Origin of the sequence: Klebsiella sp. OBRC7, assembly GCF_000293135.1 — a bacterium.
In the GTDB taxonomy this organism is placed as follows: Bacteria; Pseudomonadota; Gammaproteobacteria; order Enterobacterales; family Enterobacteriaceae; genus Klebsiella; species Klebsiella michiganensis.
On record NZ_ALNJ01000154.1, the window covers coordinates 40,577 to 56,457 of the forward strand.

The window sequence follows — 15,881 nt, forward strand, 5'->3', positions numbered from 1 at the left end:
GAGTGAAACGTGCAAAGTGTTGATGTCGCTATTGTTGGCGGTGGAATGGTGGGGCTGGCGGTTGCCTGCGGTTTGCAGGGCAGCGGGCTGCGCGTTGCGGTGCTGGAACAGGCCGCGCCTCAGCCGCTGAGCGCGGATGCGCCGCCGGCGCTGCGGGTGTCGGCGGTTAACGCCGCCAGCGAGAAGCTGCTGAGCAAACTGGGCGTCTGGCAGGATATTATCGCCCAGCGCGCCAGCTGCTACCACGGTATGGAAGTGTGGGATAAAGACAGTTTTGGCCGCATCAGCTTTGATGACCAGAGCATGGGCTTTAGCCACCTTGGGCATATTATTGAAAACGCCGTGATTCACCACGCCCTGTGGCAAAAAGCGCAGCGCTGCGCGGACGTCACTTTGCTGGCCCCGGCGCAGCTGCAGCAGGTTGCGTGGGGGGAGAACGAGGCCTTTCTTAGCCTGCAGGACGGCACGATGTTAACCGCCCGGCTGGTGGTTGGTGCCGATGGGGCCAATTCATGGTTGCGCAACAAAGCCGATATCCCGCTGACCTACTGGGATTATCACCATCATGCGCTGGTTGCCACTATTCGCACTGAAGAACCGCACGAAGCGGTGGCGCGTCAGGCGTTTCACGGTGAAGGGATTCTGGCGTTTCTGCCGCTGAGCGATCCGCACCTCTGCTCGATTGTCTGGTCGCTCTCTCCCGAAGAGGCTGAGCGGATGCGGCAGGCGGACGATGCTGCTTTTAACCAGGCGCTGAATATTGCCTTCGATAACCGCCTCGGCCTATGCGCCGTGGAGAGCGAGCGCCAGGTTTTTCCTCTCACCGGCCGCTACGCGCGGCAGTTTGCCGCCCATCGTCTGGCGCTGGTTGGCGATGCCGCCCATACCATTCACCCGCTGGCGGGGCAGGGCGTTAATCTTGGCTTTATGGATGCCGCCGAGCTGATCGACGAACTGAAGCGCCTGCACGCGCAGGGCAAGGATATCGGCCAGCATCTGTATCTGCGTCGCTATGAACGCAGCCGTAAGCATAGCGCTGCGCTGATGCTGGCGGGGATGCAGGGCTTTCGCGACATGTTCTCCGGCCACAATCCGGCGAAGAAGCTGCTGCGCGATATCGGTCTTAAGCTGGCGGATACGTTGCCCGGCGTGAAGCCGCAGCTTATCCGTCAAGCGATGGGGCTCAACGACCTGCCCGCCTGGTTACGTTAAGTACATCACACTTCTCTCACCCGGCCGCCGCGCCGGGTTATCCCCTCTCATTTGAAATAATCTAATTTCACCTCGTTTTTCGCATTAGTTTTATTAATGTTACCTTTTTTTTGTTATAGAAATTAGGCCCGACATTTCGCAGAAAATATCATCATGCGCTGCTTTTTTAACTAATTAGTTTGGTTTTGTGTGGATTTAATCGCTTTATTGTAGATAAATACTCTGTAGGCTCTGCGGCTGATTTTGGTCATAAGCTAATGTGATGTCCTGACCAGGCTTATGGTTTAGTGCGGATATCGGTGGTAAGTTCAGGCCAAAGAGAACGTTTGCGTCGGCGTCCTTTAGCGATGCTGGCGGCGTTTTTCGCGGCGCAAAAACGCCAAAAATCGTGGCTGGTTCCGTTTTATTCGATGAGGAAAAGATGGCTCAACAGACTCCGTTGTTTGAACAACACACGCTATGCGGCGCGCGCATGGTGGATTTCCATGGCTGGATGATGCCGCTGCATTACGGATCCCAGATCGATGAGCATCATGCGGTGCGCGGCGATGCCGGAATGTTCGATGTGTCGCACATGACCATCGTCGATTTTCACGGCAGCCGAATCCGCGAGTTTCTGCGCTATCTGCTGGCTAACGACGTGGCGAAGCTCACCGTGCCGGGCAAAGCGCTCTATAGCGGCATGCTGACCGCCTCCGGCGGCGTCATTGATGACCTGATTGTTTATTTCCTTTCTGAAGACTATTTCCGCCTCGTTGTTAACTCTGCCACCCGTGAAAAAGACCTCGCCTGGATCACCCAGCAGTCTGAATCCTATGGTCTTGAGATAACCGTGCGTGACGATCTATCCCTAATCGCCGTACAGGGTCCAAAGGCGAAAGAGAAAGCGGCGACGCTGTTTACCGACGCGCAGCGCCAGGCCGTGGAAGGCATGAAGCCGTTCTTTGGCGTGCAGGCGGGCGATCTGTTTATTGCGACTACCGGCTATACCGGTGAAGCGGGTTATGAAATCGCGCTGCCGAACGAGCAGGCGGTGGATTTCTGGCGCGGCCTGCTGGACGCGGGCGTTAAGCCGTGCGGCCTTGGCGCGCGCGATACGCTGCGCCTGGAAGCGGGCATGAATCTTTATGGCCAGGAGATGGACGAAGGCGTCTCTCCGCTGGCGGCTAACATGGGCTGGACCATTGCCTGGGAACCGGCTGACCGTGATTTTATCGGGCGTGAAGCGCTGGAACTCCAGCGTGAAAAAGGCACCGAACAGCTGGTCGGCCTGGTGATGACCGAGAAAGGCGTTCTGCGCGGCGGCCTGCCGGTGCGCTTCAGCGATGCCGATGGCAATCAGAAAGAAGGCATTATCACCAGCGGCACCTTCTCCCCGACGCTGGGCTACAGTATTGCCTTAGCGCGCGTACCGGAAGGCATCGGTGAAACCGCCGTGGTGCAGATTCGCAATCGCGAAATGCCGGTCAAAGTGACGAAACCCGTTTTTGTACGCAACGGCAAAGCCGTGGTGTGATTTCCCATTTGGAGATGAATTGATGAGCAACGTACCAGCAGAACTGAAATACAGCAAAGAACACGAATGGCTGCGTAAAGAAGCGGACGGCACCTATACCGTCGGTATCACCGAGCACGCGCAGGAGCTGCTTGGCGATATGGTTTTCGTTGACCTGCCGGAAGTGGGCGCCGCCGTAGAAGCGGGCGCCGACTGCGCGGTTGCCGAATCCGTCAAAGCCGCTTCCGATATCTACGCGCCGATTAGCGGCGAAATTGTTGCCGTCAATGAAGAGCTGAACGACTCCCCTGAGCTGGTCAACAGCGAGCCGTACGCCGGCGGCTGGATCTTTAAAATCAAAGCCAGCGATGAAGCTCAGGTTGCCGCGCTGCTGGATGCGACCGCATATGAAGCTCTGTTAGAAGACGAATAAATACGCTTCATCCTTCACGTTGCAGGGGCGTTGGCTTCCTGCAACGCGAATGATTTGCGTCTTCTGGCCCGGTTAGCGTCAGTGCTCGCCGGGCAAACCCGTCAGACAATCACGATTCACCGCACGTTCAGGAACCATCGCTCATGACCCAGACTTTAGGCCAGCTTGAAAACCGTGACGCCTTTATTGAACGTCACATCGGCCCGGATGCCCGGCAGCAGCAGGAGATGCTGAAAACCGTTGGCGCCGATTCGCTTAACGCCCTGATTGGCCAGATTGTGCCGCAGGATATCCAGCTGGCAACGCCGCCGCAGGTGGGCGAAGCAACCACGGAATTCGCCGCGCTGGCGGAACTGAAGGCGATCGCCGGTCGTAACAAGCGCTTCAAGTCGTACATTGGCATGGGCTACACCGCCGTGCAGCTGCCGCCGGTGATTCAGCGCAACATGCTGGAAAATCCGGGCTGGTATACCGCCTATACGCCTTATCAGCCGGAGGTTTCCCAGGGTCGCCTGGAATCACTGCTGAATTTCCAGCAGGTGACCCTCGACCTGACCGGGCTCGATATCGCCTCGGCCTCGTTGCTGGACGAAGCCACCGCCGCCGCGGAAGCGATGGCAATGGCCAAACGCGTAAGCAAACTGAAAAACGCCAACCGTTTCTTCGTCGCTGCCGACGTTCACCCGCAGACGCTGGACGTGGTGCGCACCCGCGCGGAAACCTTTGGTTTCGATGTGATTGTCGATGATGCGGAAAAAGCGCTCGACCATCAGGACGTCTTTGGCGTGCTGCTGCAGCAGGTAGGCACCACCGGTGAGGTTCACGATTACAGCAAACTGATCGCTGACCTGAAAGCGCGCAAAGTGATTGTCAGCGTCGCGGCCGATTTTATGGCTCTGGTTCTGCTGACTGCCCCGGGCAAGCAGGGCGCGGACATTGTGTTTGGCTCCGCCCAGCGCTTCGGCGTACCGATGGGCTACGGCGGCCCGCACGCGGCGTTTTTTGCCGCAAAGGATGAATTCAAACGCTCCATGCCGGGCCGTATTATCGGCGTATCGAAAGATGCGGCGGGTAATACCGCGCTGCGCATGGCGATGCAGACGCGCGAGCAGCATATTCGCCGCGAGAAAGCGAACTCCAATATCTGTACCTCCCAGGTGCTGCTGGCCAATATTGCCAGCCTGTACGCCGTGTTCCACGGTCCGGCCGGCCTGAAGCGTATCGCCAGCCGTATTCATCGCCTGACCGATATTCTCGCCGATGGCCTGCAGAAAAAAGGCCTTAAGCTCCGCCATGCGCACTACTTCGATACCCTGTGCGTGGACGTCGCTGATAAAGCCGCTGTGCTGGCGCGGGCGGAAGCGCTGCAGATTAACCTGCGCAGCGATATTCATCACGCCGTCGGGATCACGCTTGATGAAGCCACCACGCGCGAAGACGTCCTGAACCTGTTCCGCGCCATCGTGGGCGACGATCATGGCCTGGATATCGACACCCTGGATAAAGACGTGGCCCTGGACAGCCGTTCGATCCCGGCCAGCATGCTGCGTGACGATGCGATCCTCACTCATCCGGTGTTCAACCGCTACCACAGCGAAACCGAGATGATGCGCTATATGCACGCGCTGGAGCGTAAGGATCTGGCGCTGAACCAGGCGATGATCCCGCTGGGCTCCTGCACCATGAAACTGAATGCCGCCGCCGAGATGATCCCGATCACCTGGCCGGAATTCGCCGAACTGCATCCGTTCTGCCCGGTTGACCAGGCCGAAGGCTATCATCAGATGATTGCCCAGCTCTCCGACTGGCTGGTTAAGCTGACCGGCTATGATGCGGTCTGCATGCAGCCGAACTCTGGCGCGCAGGGCGAATACGCGGGCCTGCTGGCGATTCGCCATTACCACGAGAGCCGCAACGAAGGGCATCGCGATATCTGCCTGATCCCAAGCTCTGCGCACGGCACCAACCCGGCTTCCGCACAGATGGCGGGAATGCAGGTGGTGGTGGTCGCCTGCGATAAAAATGGCAACATCGATCTGGCGGATCTGCGGACGAAAGCCGAGCAGCATGCAGCGAACCTCTCCTGCATCATGGTGACCTATCCGTCCACCCACGGCGTTTATGAAGAGACTATTCGCGAAGTGTGCGAAGTGGTGCATCAGTTTGGCGGCCAGGTTTACCTTGACGGCGCGAACATGAACGCCCAGGTCGGCATTACCTCTCCGGGCTTTATCGGCGCGGACGTCTCGCACCTCAACCTGCATAAAACCTTCTGCATTCCGCACGGCGGTGGCGGCCCGGGGATGGGGCCGATCGGCGTGAAATCGCACCTCGCGCCGTTTGTACCGGGCCACAGCGTGGTGCAAATTGAAGGCATGTTGACCCGCCAGGGCGCGGTTTCCGCCGCTCCATTCGGCAGCGCCTCCATTCTGCCGATCAGCTGGATGTATATCCGTATGATGGGTGCAGAGGGGCTGAAACAGGCGAGCCAGATGGCGATTCTGAACGCCAACTACATCGCTACCCGGCTGAAAGACGCGTTCCCGGTGCTGTATACCGGCCGCGACGGTCGCGTGGCGCACGAATGTATTCTGGATATTCGTCCGCTGAAAGAAGAGACCGGTATCAGCGAGCTGGATATTGCCAAGCGACTGATTGATTTTGGTTTCCACGCTCCGACCATGTCCTTCCCGGTTGCCGGCACGCTGATGGTGGAACCGACCGAATCGGAAAGCAAAGTGGAGCTGGACCGCTTTATTGATGCGATGCTGGCGATTCGCGGCGAGATCGACCGCGTGAAAGGCGGTGAATGGCCGCTGGAGGATAACCCGCTGGTGAACGCGCCGCACACCCAGGGTGAACTGGTGAGCGAGTGGAACCACCCGTATACCCGTGAACTGGCGGTCTTCCCGGCGGGGCTGAACAATAAGTACTGGCCGACCGTTAAGCGTCTGGACGATGTTTACGGCGACCGTAATCTGTTCTGCTCCTGCGTGCCGATGAGCGAATACCAGTAATCTGCTGATTAGACTATCTTTTAAAGGCGCTGCGGCGCCTTTATTTTTTGGGAGAATGGCATGACGATAGCACTGGTGACGGGCGGCAGCCGGGGTATAGGTAAAGCGACGGCGCTGCTGCTGGCGCAGGAAGGCTATACCGTGGCGGTGAATTACCATCAAAATAGCGCTGCCGCGACCGGCGTGGTGAACGAAATTATCGCCAGCGGTGGCAAAGCCGTTGCGCTGCGGGCGGACGTCAGCGATGAAGCGCAGGTGATGGCGATGTTTACCGCTATCGATCGTCTCGGCGAACCGCTCGCCGCGCTGGTCAATAACGCCGGCATTTTATTTACCCAGGGGACGATTGAAAGCCTTTGCGCGGAGCGGATTAACCGGGTGCTGGCCACCAACGTAACCGGTTACTTCCTCTGCTGCCGGGAGGCGGTAAAGCGGATGTCGCACAAGCACGGCGGTAAGGGCGGGGCGATTGTGAATGTGTCGTCCGCGGCATCGCGCCTCGGGGCGCCGGGGGAGTATGTGGATTATGCCGCGTCAAAGGGCGCGGTTGATACTCTGACCACCGGCCTGTCGCTGGAGGTTGCGGCGCAGGGGATCCGGGTTAACGGCGTGCGCCCCGGCTTAATTTATACCGACATGCACGCCAGCGGCGGTGAGCCGGGGCGCGTGGATCGCGTGAAGTCGATGCTGCCGATGCAACGCGGCGGTCAGCCGGAGGAGGTGGCTCAGGCCATCGTCTGGCTGCTGAGCGACAAAGCATCCTACGTTACCGGCAGCTTCCTCGACATGGCAGGCGGGAGATAATCGGCAGTTCGTTTCCCGGGGGGCGGCTAAGGCCTTACCCGGGGGACAAAATCTGTATCCCTCACCCCATCCGTAGCCCTGCTAAGCGCAGCGCGAGCAGGGAAAGACGCTATGACGCCAGCCACAGCCGCAGGCGCATCCCCCAGCCGCTGGTCCAGCCGGTGGTGACTGACTTCACCTCGCCGCGCGAGATAACGATAAGGGTCGGCGTGACCTGCACCTCCCACCGTTGGGATAGCTGACCGCTGGCGTCATTGATCGTCGGCAGCGCCATTTTTTTATGCGCCAGCCATCGCGCCAGAGCGGCGTTGTCGCCGGAGCGTAGCGCTACCGTCATCACATTGCCGCCATCGTTGGCTAAAGCGGCCACCGACGGGGTGGTATAGCGGCAAACGCCGCACCAGGTGGCCCAGACGTACAGCAGCAAAGGGCGCTCGTGGCTCATTGCCGCCAGATCGACCGTTCGGCCATCAAGCGTTTGCAGCGGCATGCTGGAGAAATTCTGCGGCAGCGCGGGCCTGCGCAGGTAATCCACCGCCAGGCTGACGGCGGCGACAATCAGCAGCCATATCAGGATCTGTCTGAAGACGTTTAGCATCATTTTTCTACATTGTGATACGCCGGAAAGGCCGGCAGCGTGCGGCGTTGATTCACGAAGTCAGCGTCAGCGACTCAACATTGATGTGGTTTATCTTATCGGCTGAGCGTGGGTTAGCAATGCTAAAGCTGTAAAGAAGTGTCTGTTTTGTGGGAAGTTTTGCCCCCTTCCGGCTGGAAAGGGGCAAGATGATTACAGTTTCTCGCCGTTGCTGGCGATAACCTCTTTGTACCAGTTAAAGCTCTTCTTGCGCGAGCGGGACATATCGCCGGTACCATCGTCATGTTTGTTGACGTAGATAAAGCCGTAGCGCTTGCTGTACTGACCGGTCGTGAAGGAGACGCAGTCGATGCAGCCCCACGGGGTATAGCCCATTAGCTCAACGCCGTCGTAAGTCACCGCTTTGATCATCTCTTCGACGTGAGCGCGCAGATAGTCGATGCGGTAATCGTCGTTGATGCTGCCGTCTTCTTCGACTTTATCGTACGCGCCGAAGCCGTTTTCGACGATAAACAGCGGTTTCTGATAGCGTTCATACAGTTCACACAGCGCATAGCGCAGGCCCACCGGGTCAATCTGCCAGCCCCAGTCGGAGGCTTTGACGTGCGGGTTGGGCACGCTGCCTTCAAAGCCGGAGATCGCGTCGCCGGTACCGCCTTCCGCTTTCACCGCGTTGGTCATGTAGTAGCTGAAGCCGAGATACGCGCAGGTGCCTTCGCGCAGGATTTGCGCATCGCCGTCCTCCATGTTGATACTGAAGCCGCGGCGTTCCCATTCGTTCAGGACGTAGCTCGGGTAGTAGCCGCGCAGCTGGACGTCGGTAAAGACGTAGCGTTCACGCATGGATTCCTGGGCAAACATCACGTCTTCTGGCTTGCAGGAGAACGGATAGAGAGGGACCATTGCCAGCATGCAGCCCACCTGCATCTGCGGATTGATTTGACGCGCCGCCTTCACCGCCAGCGCGCTGGCGACAAACTGATGGTGCAGCACCTGGTACATGGTCTCTTCCGGGTTTTCATGCTCGGTATAGACCACGCCGGAGCAGCAGTAGCCAAACAGCGGGGCGCGCCAGTTACGCTGGTTGTTGATCTCGTTAAAGGTCATCCAGTATTTCACTTTGTGCTTATAGCGTTCGAAGACCACTTCGGCGAAGCGCACAAAGAAATCGACCACTTTGCGGTTGGTCCAGCCGCCGTACTGCTGAACCAGATGCAGCGGCATCTCAAAGTGGGAGAGGGTAATGACCGGTTCGATGTTGTACTTCAGTAGTTCATCGAACATGTCATCGTAGAATTTCAGCCCTTCTTCATTCGGCTGGCTTTCGTCGCCCAGCGGGAAGATACGCGTCCAGGCGATAGAGGTGCGGAAGCATTTGAAGCCCATCTCGGCGAACAGCTTGATGTCTTCTTTGTAGCGGCCGTGGAAATCGATGGCCTCGTGGTTCGGATAGTACTTGCCCGGCTCTACTTGCTGGGTTATCTCGCGCGGCACGCCGTGCGCGCCGCCGGTAAGCACGTCGCAGATGCTCGGGCCTTTGCCGTCTTTATTCCAGCCGCCTTCAACCTGGTGCGCGGCGACGGCGCCACCCCATAAAAAGTCTTTTGGTAAAGGAATTTTCTTCATCTTTGCTCATCTCGTCTTAATGACTTGTTGGCTGCGAGTCTAACAAAGGGAATATAAATGTCACGATATAACAATTTGCCCGGAATGGAATTTGTTACGTCGAAAAAACACCCTGTTATTTTCAGGCGAGTTTGCGCGCTAATTTACGCCCAAGCGTTTCCAGAATATAAATGACCGGGATCTGGGTGGTAATGTCATAGACGCCGCCGATGCGCGTTTGCGGAACGTGCCAGGAGAGATTAAAGTCGGCAAGCTTTGCCAGCCGCGAGTGCTCGTGGCTGGTGATAGACATCACTTTACAGCGATGCAGGCTGAACTGGCTGGCAAAGCGCAGGATCTCTTCGGTTTCGCCGGAGACCGACAGCACGATGGCCAGCGCATTACGCGCCATATCATTGGTCACCGGGAAATAAGGGTCGTCGATATGGTTACTGAATTTCCCGACGTTAGAGAAGAAACGCGCGCCATATTTTGCCAGCGCGCCGGAGGTGCCGGCGCCAACAAAAATAATACGTTCTGACGACAGAATAATATCGACCGCCTGCTCGAGCAGTTGGTCAAATTCATCGTTATTAACGCTTTTAAAAAAGCTCATTATTTCGCTGGCGCCGATATTTGCCTGTTGAGGCTCATTCTGCTCCAGATATAATTTAAAGCGCACGCGAAACTCCGAATAGCCTTCGCACTGCAGCTTGCGGCAGAAGCGCAGGACGGTGGTCGTGGAGACTCCGGCCGCTTCCGCCAGTTCGCGGATGGTCATGTACATCACTTTGTCGCGATTTTTAATGACATAGTGATACACCATCATCTCAAGATTATTGAGACTGGCGATAGCGGCGTGGGAGAAGATACTCACAGTGGCAAACTCACAATTCATAATGACCAGGACGGAATGATATCATGCAGCCAAATAACATAACCTTTTTTCAGCGTTTTCAGGACGACATCCTCGCCGGACGCAAAACCATTACCCTCCGCGATGCTGCGGAATCGCACTTTAAAGCAGGCGATGTACTGCGCGTTGGCCGCTATGAAGATGACGGCTATTTTTGCACCATTCGCGTAGTCGCAACCTCGACGGTGACGCTGGATACGCTGAACGAACGGCATGCGCAGCAGGAGAATATGACCCTGGCGCAGCTGCGTGAGGTGATTGCAGAGATCTATCCTGAAGAAAAGCAGTTTTATGTTATTGAATTCGAAAAGCTTTAACTAAATAGTGAACGTCTGTTAGTTGAAATATTTATGTAACCTATTGATTTTATACTGTTCATAAATATTCATCTTTTTATTTTAGCGAACAGGTGTTCACTGGAATCATTCTCAGTTAACCTAAGTGTGCATTGAAAGCGTACTTGTTTTCGGAGTCAAATATGGTTCGCAAATCGTTAATCACACAGGGATATTCTCTGGCAGAGGAAATTGCCAACAGCGTCAGTCACGGGATTGGGCTGGTGTTCGGTATCGTCGGTCTGGTGCTGTTGCTGGTGCAGGCGGTGGACAGCAACGCCGGCGCCACGGCCATTACCAGCTACAGCCTGTACGGCGGCAGCATGATTTTGCTGTTCCTCGCCTCGACCCTCTATCACGCGATTCCGCATCAGCGGGCTAAGCTGTGGCTGAAAAAATTCGACCACTGCGCCATCTATTTGCTGATTGCCGGGACCTATACGCCGTTTCTGCTGGTGGGGCTAAATTCGCCGCTATCGCGCGGGCTGATGATCGTCATCTGGAGCCTGGCGCTGCTGGGGATCCTGTTTAAGCTGACCATTGCGCATCGTTTTAAGATCCTCTCTTTAGTGACCTACCTGACCATGGGCTGGCTGTCGCTGATTGTGGTTTATCAGCTGGCGATTAAGCTGGCGGTGGGTGGCGTGACGCTGTTGGCCGTTGGCGGGATTATTTATTCGCTGGGGGTTATTTTCTACGTCTGCAAACGTATTCCGTACAACCACGCTATCTGGCACGGTTTTGTCCTGGGCGGCAGCGTGTGCCACTTCCTGGCCATTTATTTGTACGTCGGGCAGGTATAAATTTCGCGAAATCTCCCGGCTCGCGCTACGCTTTGCCGGGCTACAGGTTCACCGTCGTCTGAGGGCTGGTAGCCCGGACATGGCGCGCCAGCGCCGCCTCCGGGACATTCTCCGTTGGTGATGGCTTGCCTGCCTGGGCTACGGCCCGCTATTTTTTATTCAGACCACGGCTTTCACGATATCCATTAATCTGCGGATATCTTCTGGCCGGGTATTGCCGGTTTGCGGGTCGATTATCGAGCTGTAAACATGAGGCATCACGCGAGGTACGCCTGCCTCCAGACAGCTTTGCAAAATAATGCCAAAGTTATCGAGATCGATTCCGCCGGTTGGTTCTATCAGCGTCATCCCGTTGCGCGCAGCGGTGGTCGCCAGCACATACAGCTCCGGTAGCGACTTCTCGCCGCCCATGGGGAAAAACTTCGCCGCATGGGCCCCCATGTCCTGCATCATGCGTACCGCCGCATCGCAGGAGACGCGGGCCGGCGTGCCCTGACAGCTGCTGACGCCGGTGGAGATAAGCACCTCGCCTGGGGTTCCCGTCGGGCTGACCAGCGCGTTAATGCAGGTCTGCTGTCCGCCCGTAGCCGCCAGCGCCCCTGCGGCAAACCCGCTGCCGGTAAAGGTCTGATTAACGTGCGCCGGGTGAAGCGCTGACGCGATCATCGCCGCTTTGTAATACTGCGCAGGATCGCCGGCGCCCAGGCCTACGGAGATGGAGGGTATCTCTGCCATCCAGCGTTTTACCTCCTGAACACCTTCTTCCACGGAGGCAAACTGTGCCGAGAGGACGCCAATCGCCGCATGGCCTTCGGCGGCATCATAAATGTCCCGGGCGTTGGCGATATCTTTCGCCAGCACGTTAATCGCGACGCGTTGACGGTAAAAATTAATTTGCTGCATGGTCTGCAATCTCCTTTAGGCGCGCCACGATCAGGCTCATTTCACCCTCGGCTACCGTTCGTGGGTCCAGGCTAAAAACCCCCTGATGGAGGTTATAGCGCCGGGCGTAAATGGCGATATCGCCATTGCGCAGCTGTGCTTCGACTTCGCGGGCATCCAGGCCCAGCTCCTGGGCATTCACCTGAATGCGGATACGCCAGATAGCGCGTCCGGCTTCATCCTGCTCAATATCGGCTTGTAAGCCGTTTATCGCTGAGATCGCTTTCGCGACGGGCAGGAGTTCCTCGGCAGTGATCCCCTTCTGCCCCTGATGATAGTGTTCCAGCGCATAAACCAGACCGACCATATTCTCCTTGCCGATTTTCATCGCCCGGGCAATACCGTGATGCTGCGCCTTACATGCCGCTATCCACTGTTTTTTCCCGGTGATGAATCCGGAGGTGGGCGCGTTAAATGCTTTTGCCCCGCTATAGATAACCATGTCCGCTCCGCTCGCCGCCCAGACGCGTAAATCCTCCTCGGCGGCGGCATCGACAATCAGCGGCAGGTTATGAGTCTGTGCGACCTGCACGAAATCCTCGATACTCAACATCCCTTTTTGCACGCAGTGGTGTGATTTCACATACAGCAGGGCGGCGGTGCTGCTAGAGATCGCGCTCTCCAGCTGCCAGCGCGCCGCCAGATTGCTTGAACCGACCTCCACAACGCGCCCACCGCCTAAGCGAATCGCGCTGGTGATGGGCGCGCCGTAATCGACGTTATGCCCGCGGAGCATGACGATTTCGTTGGCCATACCGCGACTGTCCGGCATCTGCATCACTCGCGCCTGGTCGCCATGGGTAATCGCGGCGGCCACGGCGATGGCGATTCCCGCCGAGGCGCAGGAGGTGATATAGCTGTCCTCCGCACCGGTAAAGCGGGAGACCCGCTCGCCGGTTCGGTCTACCAGCCTGTCGATTTCCACAAAGGCCGATGCCGCCCGCGCCGTTGCCTGCATCACCTCCGGCGCCACGCTGGAAACGCCCAGAATCGTCATTTTGCCGCAGGCGTTAATCACCTGTTTTAACCCCAGCTGTTGATAGATATTCTGCGTCATGGTTTACAGTACTCCCAGCAGCGAACAGACCACGCTGAGCGCGACAATTGACAGCAGAATGGTGGTGTAGCGCGGCCCTTTCTTCACCAGATAGAAGTAGATGGCAAACACCGCCGCCAGCGGCAACAGGCCGGGCGCAATAGAGTCGAGGATTTGCTGGACCACCACCTCCGAGCCCTTCAGCGCGCTGAGCTTTAAGGGGGTCGTTATTTTGACGTAGCTTGCGGAGAGCGCGCCCATCATTATCAGGCCCAGCACGTTCGCGCCGTAGATAAGCTCCTTAATTCGCCCTCCCTGGAGCAGGCCGATGATTGAGTCGCGTCCCAGGGTGTAGCCTTTGTGCACCATGCCGTAGCTGATCGCTAGCGTAATGGCCGGATAGAGAATTAAGGGCACAATGCCGCCCATCGCGCTGCCGCTGGCGGCGAACGGGATGAAAATCGCAATCAGCAACGGCATGACGGCCGCCCAGATGATGGAGTCCCCCATTCCGGCCAGCGGCCCCATCAGCCCGGTTTTAATCCCGGTGATAGACGCGTCGCTAATTGGTTCACCGCGGGTTTTCTGCTCCTCCATCGCAATCGAGATCCCCTGAATCACCGCGCCAAAGGTCTGCTCAGAGTTGAAGAAGTTCAGATGGCGTTTTAGCGCCTCCACCTGCTCTTCTTTTTGCGGGTAGAGTTTTTTGATAATCGGCGTCATTGAGGCGCAGAAAATCAGGCTTTGTAAACGCTCATAGGAGCTGGAAACTTCCGCACCCAGCCAGTAAATAAACCAGGCTTTGGTGATGTCCGCTTTGGTCAGCGTGCCTTTCTCCCGCGCGCGCTCCACCAGTTCATGCTGCATTACATCGCTGCTCATCATGCTGCTCCTTCATTTTTCGCCAGGCCCTTAATCAGGAAGGCCACGCAGGTACCAAAGATTGCCATCGCCATAATGTCCACCTTCAGGTACAGCACCGCAAAGAATCCGCCGATAAACCACGGCAGCAGGCTCTTCTTACCAATTACCATGATGGTGATGGCAAAGCCCAGCGCCGGCAGAATGCCGCCCATAATTTCAAAGGAGTGGGTCAACCAGTGCGGCATCAGCTTAAGGAAGCTCTCTACCACGTCCTGGCCAAAATAGTTGGCAGCAAACACCACCGGGAAACGCAGCACCAGGCCGAGCAACGCCGGGTAGAGGAACGCGCAGCGCATAATACCGCCCATGTTGGCCGTTTCCGCGTGTTTATCCGCCATATGCACCCACGCGGCGTTCAGCGTGCGTCTGAGCTGGTCAAGGAAAACGCCGATCACGCCAAACGGGATGGCCAGCGCGATGGCCAGGTTCGGATCCATCCCGGCTTTTACGGCGATAGGAATCGAGATACAGGCCGCCAGCGCCGGATCTGACGGCACGTTACCCCCGGGCGTTGAGGTCACACCGAGGTAAACCAGCTGCATACCTGCGCCAATAATCATCGCCGTTTCCATATTGCCCAACAGCAGGCCGACAAAAACGGCGATTACAACAGGTTGTAAAAGCATGGCGGAGAAGGTGTAGCCAAGGCGTAAGCGGGCAAACCAGTAATACAACCCCATCAGGCTTGCGAAGACTAAAGTATCCATAGTTATTTACCCTGTTATCAGAGGATTAGAATTTTTTCAGGATATCGTCCAGCGACTGCGGCTTATCTTCCGGGATAGTCTGGAAGACCGCCTTAATCCCTCGACTTTTCAGATCGTGAAGAATGCCAACGTCTTTTTCATCCAACGTGATGTTCTGGAAAACGACCTTGCGGTTCGGCCCGCCGCCTAAGCCACCAACCTGAATGGCGGAAACATCAAACCCGAGCTGTACGGCCTCCTGAATCGCCGCGAGGGAAGGGAACAGCACCAGCACGCTGCCGTCACCAAGCTGGTTTTCTTTCCACGATGCGGCAAAGCTCTGATTGCTGTAGCAATCCACTTTGATGTTTGGCGGTGCCGCCATCAGATAGATATTTTTCATAAACGGATCGGCGTCCAGCTCATCACTCACTACCGCAATCCGGTTGGCCTGGGATTGTCCGACCCACTTCGTCACCACTTGTCCATGAATGAGGCGGCTGTCGATGCGACATAACACGATGTTAGCCATGATATTTTTTCCTTATTGTGATTGTTGTAATTGCCGAACGTGGGCGACAACGTCCAGACAGCTGCTGCGCGCGGCTTCCACTAATTCAGCTACGCAGGCGGATAGCGGCCCCTGTTCCCGCTTGTCCAGCGCCTCCAGCAGCAGCGAGGCATTCAGTCCGGAAATCACCGCCACCGGATAATCGGCGCTTAGCCGCGCGGCCACGTTAGAGGTGGTCCCGCCAATAAAATCGGTCAGAATAAGCGAGCCTTCGGGCAGGGTTTTCACGACGGCTTCTACGCGCTGATAAAACTCGCCCAAGGTATCGACGGGCATCAGGGCGATTTCCGTTACGCCTTTAATTTCGCCCGTCACCATGCACAGGCTGTTGCAGAGCTGTTGTCCCCAGCCGCCATGGGTCAGCAGCAGGATCTGGGACAAAGGTTCAGTGGTAATCAAAATGGCCTCCTGGCGCTATTACGTTGATATACGTAATAAGAGCAAAGGCTGTGCCAGAATTTGTGTCATATGGGGGGCGAAGAGGGGCAGGCGCGGCGTAAAGCC

The 15,881-nt window shown here is 57.0% G+C and carries 16 protein-coding genes; 7 read left to right on the forward strand and 9 right to left on the reverse strand.

The window, feature by feature from the left end; genetic code table 11:
- The first annotated feature begins 9 nt into the window (after positions 1 to 9).
- From ubiI to HMPREF1144_RS30065, 5 genes are all read left to right on the forward strand, one after another.
- The gene (gene ubiI / locus HMPREF1144_RS30045) at positions 10 to 1,212 is read left to right on the forward strand and encodes an FAD-dependent 2-octaprenylphenol hydroxylase (RefSeq protein WP_004854091.1); all 1,203 of its coding nucleotides are present in this window, start codon (positions 10 to 12) and stop codon (positions 1,210 to 1,212) included.
- Between the two features lie 421 nt (positions 1,213 to 1,633).
- Positions 1,634 to 2,728 carry a glycine cleavage system aminomethyltransferase GcvT gene (gene gcvT / locus HMPREF1144_RS30050; RefSeq protein WP_009654955.1) on the forward strand — a complete coding sequence of 365 codons (1,095 nt, stop codon included), beginning with the start codon at positions 1,634 to 1,636 and terminating at the stop codon, positions 2,726 to 2,728.
- Positions 2,729 to 2,750: 22 nt separating this feature from the next.
- Positions 2,751 to 3,140, forward strand: a complete 390-nt coding sequence (gene gcvH, locus HMPREF1144_RS30055; RefSeq protein WP_004854088.1) for a glycine cleavage system protein GcvH — start codon at positions 2,751 to 2,753, stop codon at positions 3,138 to 3,140.
- Positions 3,141 to 3,283: 143 nt separating this feature from the next.
- On the forward strand, positions 3,284 to 6,157 hold the full coding sequence (gcvP, locus tag HMPREF1144_RS30060; RefSeq protein ID WP_009654945.1) for an aminomethyl-transferring glycine dehydrogenase: 2,874 nt from the start codon (positions 3,284 to 3,286) through the stop codon (positions 6,155 to 6,157).
- Positions 6,158 to 6,217: 60 nt separating this feature from the next.
- Positions 6,218 to 6,961 (forward strand): SDR family oxidoreductase, encoded by a 744-nt coding sequence (locus HMPREF1144_RS30065; protein WP_009654959.1) that lies wholly within the window; start codon positions 6,218 to 6,220, stop codon positions 6,959 to 6,961.
- A 109-nt stretch (positions 6,962 to 7,070) separates the two neighbouring features.
- Here the strand turns inward: HMPREF1144_RS30065 and HMPREF1144_RS30070 are convergent, their stop codons facing one another.
- From HMPREF1144_RS30070 to HMPREF1144_RS30080, 3 genes are all read right to left on the reverse strand, one after another.
- Entirely contained in the window at positions 7,071 to 7,562 is a 492-nt protein-coding gene (locus HMPREF1144_RS30070; protein ID WP_004854083.1) for a protein disulfide oxidoreductase, read from the reverse strand.
- 189 nt (positions 7,563 to 7,751) lie between these two features.
- A complete protein-coding gene (locus HMPREF1144_RS30075; RefSeq protein ID WP_004854081.1) occupies positions 7,752 to 9,185 on the reverse strand; it encodes a 6-phospho-beta-glucosidase in 1,434 nt (477 codons plus the stop codon).
- Between the two features lie 121 nt (positions 9,186 to 9,306).
- A complete protein-coding gene (locus tag HMPREF1144_RS30080) occupies positions 9,307 to 10,035 on the reverse strand; it encodes a MurR/RpiR family transcriptional regulator (protein WP_025105967.1) in 729 nt (242 codons plus the stop codon).
- A gap of 50 nt (positions 10,036 to 10,085) precedes the next feature.
- On the opposite strand from HMPREF1144_RS30080, the gene yqfB reads away from it, so the two are divergent.
- Together yqfB and trhA are read left to right on the forward strand one after the other, a co-directional pair.
- Positions 10,086 to 10,397: a N(4)-acetylcytidine aminohydrolase gene (gene yqfB, locus HMPREF1144_RS30085; RefSeq protein WP_004854078.1), complete on the forward strand. Its 312-nt coding sequence runs from the start codon at positions 10,086 to 10,088 to the stop codon at positions 10,395 to 10,397.
- Positions 10,398 to 10,558: 161 nt separating this feature from the next.
- Positions 10,559 to 11,218, forward strand: a complete 660-nt coding sequence (gene trhA / locus HMPREF1144_RS30090) for a PAQR family membrane homeostasis protein TrhA (protein ID WP_004854076.1) — start codon at positions 10,559 to 10,561, stop codon at positions 11,216 to 11,218.
- Positions 11,219 to 11,377: 159 nt separating this feature from the next.
- Here trhA and dagF read toward each other — a convergent pair whose 3' ends face one another.
- Genes dagF through HMPREF1144_RS30120 form a run of 6 tightly spaced genes read right to left on the reverse strand, consistent with a single transcriptional unit; the run spans position 11,378 to position 15,776 of the window.
- Entirely contained in the window at positions 11,378 to 12,121 is a 744-nt protein-coding gene (gene dagF / locus HMPREF1144_RS30095; protein ID WP_004854075.1) for a 2-dehydro-3-deoxy-phosphogluconate aldolase, read from the reverse strand.
- Entirely contained in the window at positions 12,108 to 13,217 is a 1,110-nt protein-coding gene (gene dgaE, locus HMPREF1144_RS30100) for a D-glucosaminate-6-phosphate ammonia lyase (RefSeq protein ID WP_004854072.1), read from the reverse strand. Before dgaE ends, dagF begins: the two co-directional genes overlap by 14 nt.
- 3 nt (positions 13,218 to 13,220) lie before the next feature.
- Positions 13,221 to 14,081 (reverse strand): PTS system mannose/fructose/sorbose family transporter subunit IID, encoded by an 861-nt coding sequence (locus tag HMPREF1144_RS30105; protein WP_009654970.1) that lies wholly within the window; start codon positions 14,079 to 14,081, stop codon positions 13,221 to 13,223.
- Positions 14,078 to 14,827 carry a PTS mannose/fructose/sorbose/N-acetylgalactosamine transporter subunit IIC gene (locus HMPREF1144_RS30110; RefSeq protein ID WP_004124968.1) on the reverse strand — a complete coding sequence of 250 codons (750 nt, stop codon included), beginning with the start codon at positions 14,825 to 14,827 and terminating at the stop codon, positions 14,078 to 14,080. The genes HMPREF1144_RS30105 and HMPREF1144_RS30110 overlap by 4 nt, the downstream gene beginning before the upstream one ends.
- A gap of 25 nt (positions 14,828 to 14,852) precedes the next feature.
- A complete protein-coding gene (locus HMPREF1144_RS30115; RefSeq protein WP_004854068.1) occupies positions 14,853 to 15,338 on the reverse strand; it encodes a PTS system mannose/fructose/N-acetylgalactosamine-transporter subunit IIB in 486 nt (161 codons plus the stop codon).
- A 12-nt stretch (positions 15,339 to 15,350) separates the two neighbouring features.
- A complete protein-coding gene (locus HMPREF1144_RS30120; protein WP_004854067.1) occupies positions 15,351 to 15,776 on the reverse strand; it encodes a PTS sugar transporter subunit IIA in 426 nt (141 codons plus the stop codon).
- Positions 15,777 to 15,881: the final 105 nt, after the last annotated feature.

Coding starts and splice junctions, on each gene's coding strand:
- trhA (WP_004854076.1), top strand. CDS start 10,559: ATGGTTCGCAAATCGTTAATCACACAGGGATATTCTCTGGCAGAGGAA.
- HMPREF1144_RS30110 (WP_004124968.1), bottom strand. CDS start 14,827: ATGGATACTTTAGTCTTCGCAAGCCTGATGGGGTTGTATTACTGGTTT.
- HMPREF1144_RS30105 (WP_009654970.1), bottom strand. CDS start 14,081: ATGATGAGCAGCGATGTAATGCAGCATGAACTGGTGGAGCGCGCGCGG.
- HMPREF1144_RS30115 (WP_004854068.1), bottom strand. CDS start 15,338: ATGGCTAACATCGTGTTATGTCGCATCGACAGCCGCCTCATTCATGGA.
- yqfB (WP_004854078.1), top strand. CDS start 10,086: ATGCAGCCAAATAACATAACCTTTTTTCAGCGTTTTCAGGACGACATC.
- HMPREF1144_RS30070 (WP_004854083.1), bottom strand. CDS start 7,562: ATGATGCTAAACGTCTTCAGACAGATCCTGATATGGCTGCTGATTGTC.
- HMPREF1144_RS30075 (WP_004854081.1), bottom strand. CDS start 9,185: ATGAAGAAAATTCCTTTACCAAAAGACTTTTTATGGGGTGGCGCCGTC.
- HMPREF1144_RS30065 (WP_009654959.1), top strand. CDS start 6,218: ATGACGATAGCACTGGTGACGGGCGGCAGCCGGGGTATAGGTAAAGCG.
- dagF (WP_004854075.1), bottom strand. CDS start 12,121: ATGCAGCAAATTAATTTTTACCGTCAACGCGTCGCGATTAACGTGCTG.
- gcvP (WP_009654945.1), top strand. CDS start 3,284: ATGACCCAGACTTTAGGCCAGCTTGAAAACCGTGACGCCTTTATTGAA.
- gcvH (WP_004854088.1), top strand. CDS start 2,751: ATGAGCAACGTACCAGCAGAACTGAAATACAGCAAAGAACACGAATGG.
- gcvT (WP_009654955.1), top strand. CDS start 1,634: ATGGCTCAACAGACTCCGTTGTTTGAACAACACACGCTATGCGGCGCG.
- dgaE (WP_004854072.1), bottom strand. CDS start 13,217: ATGACGCAGAATATCTATCAACAGCTGGGGTTAAAACAGGTGATTAAC.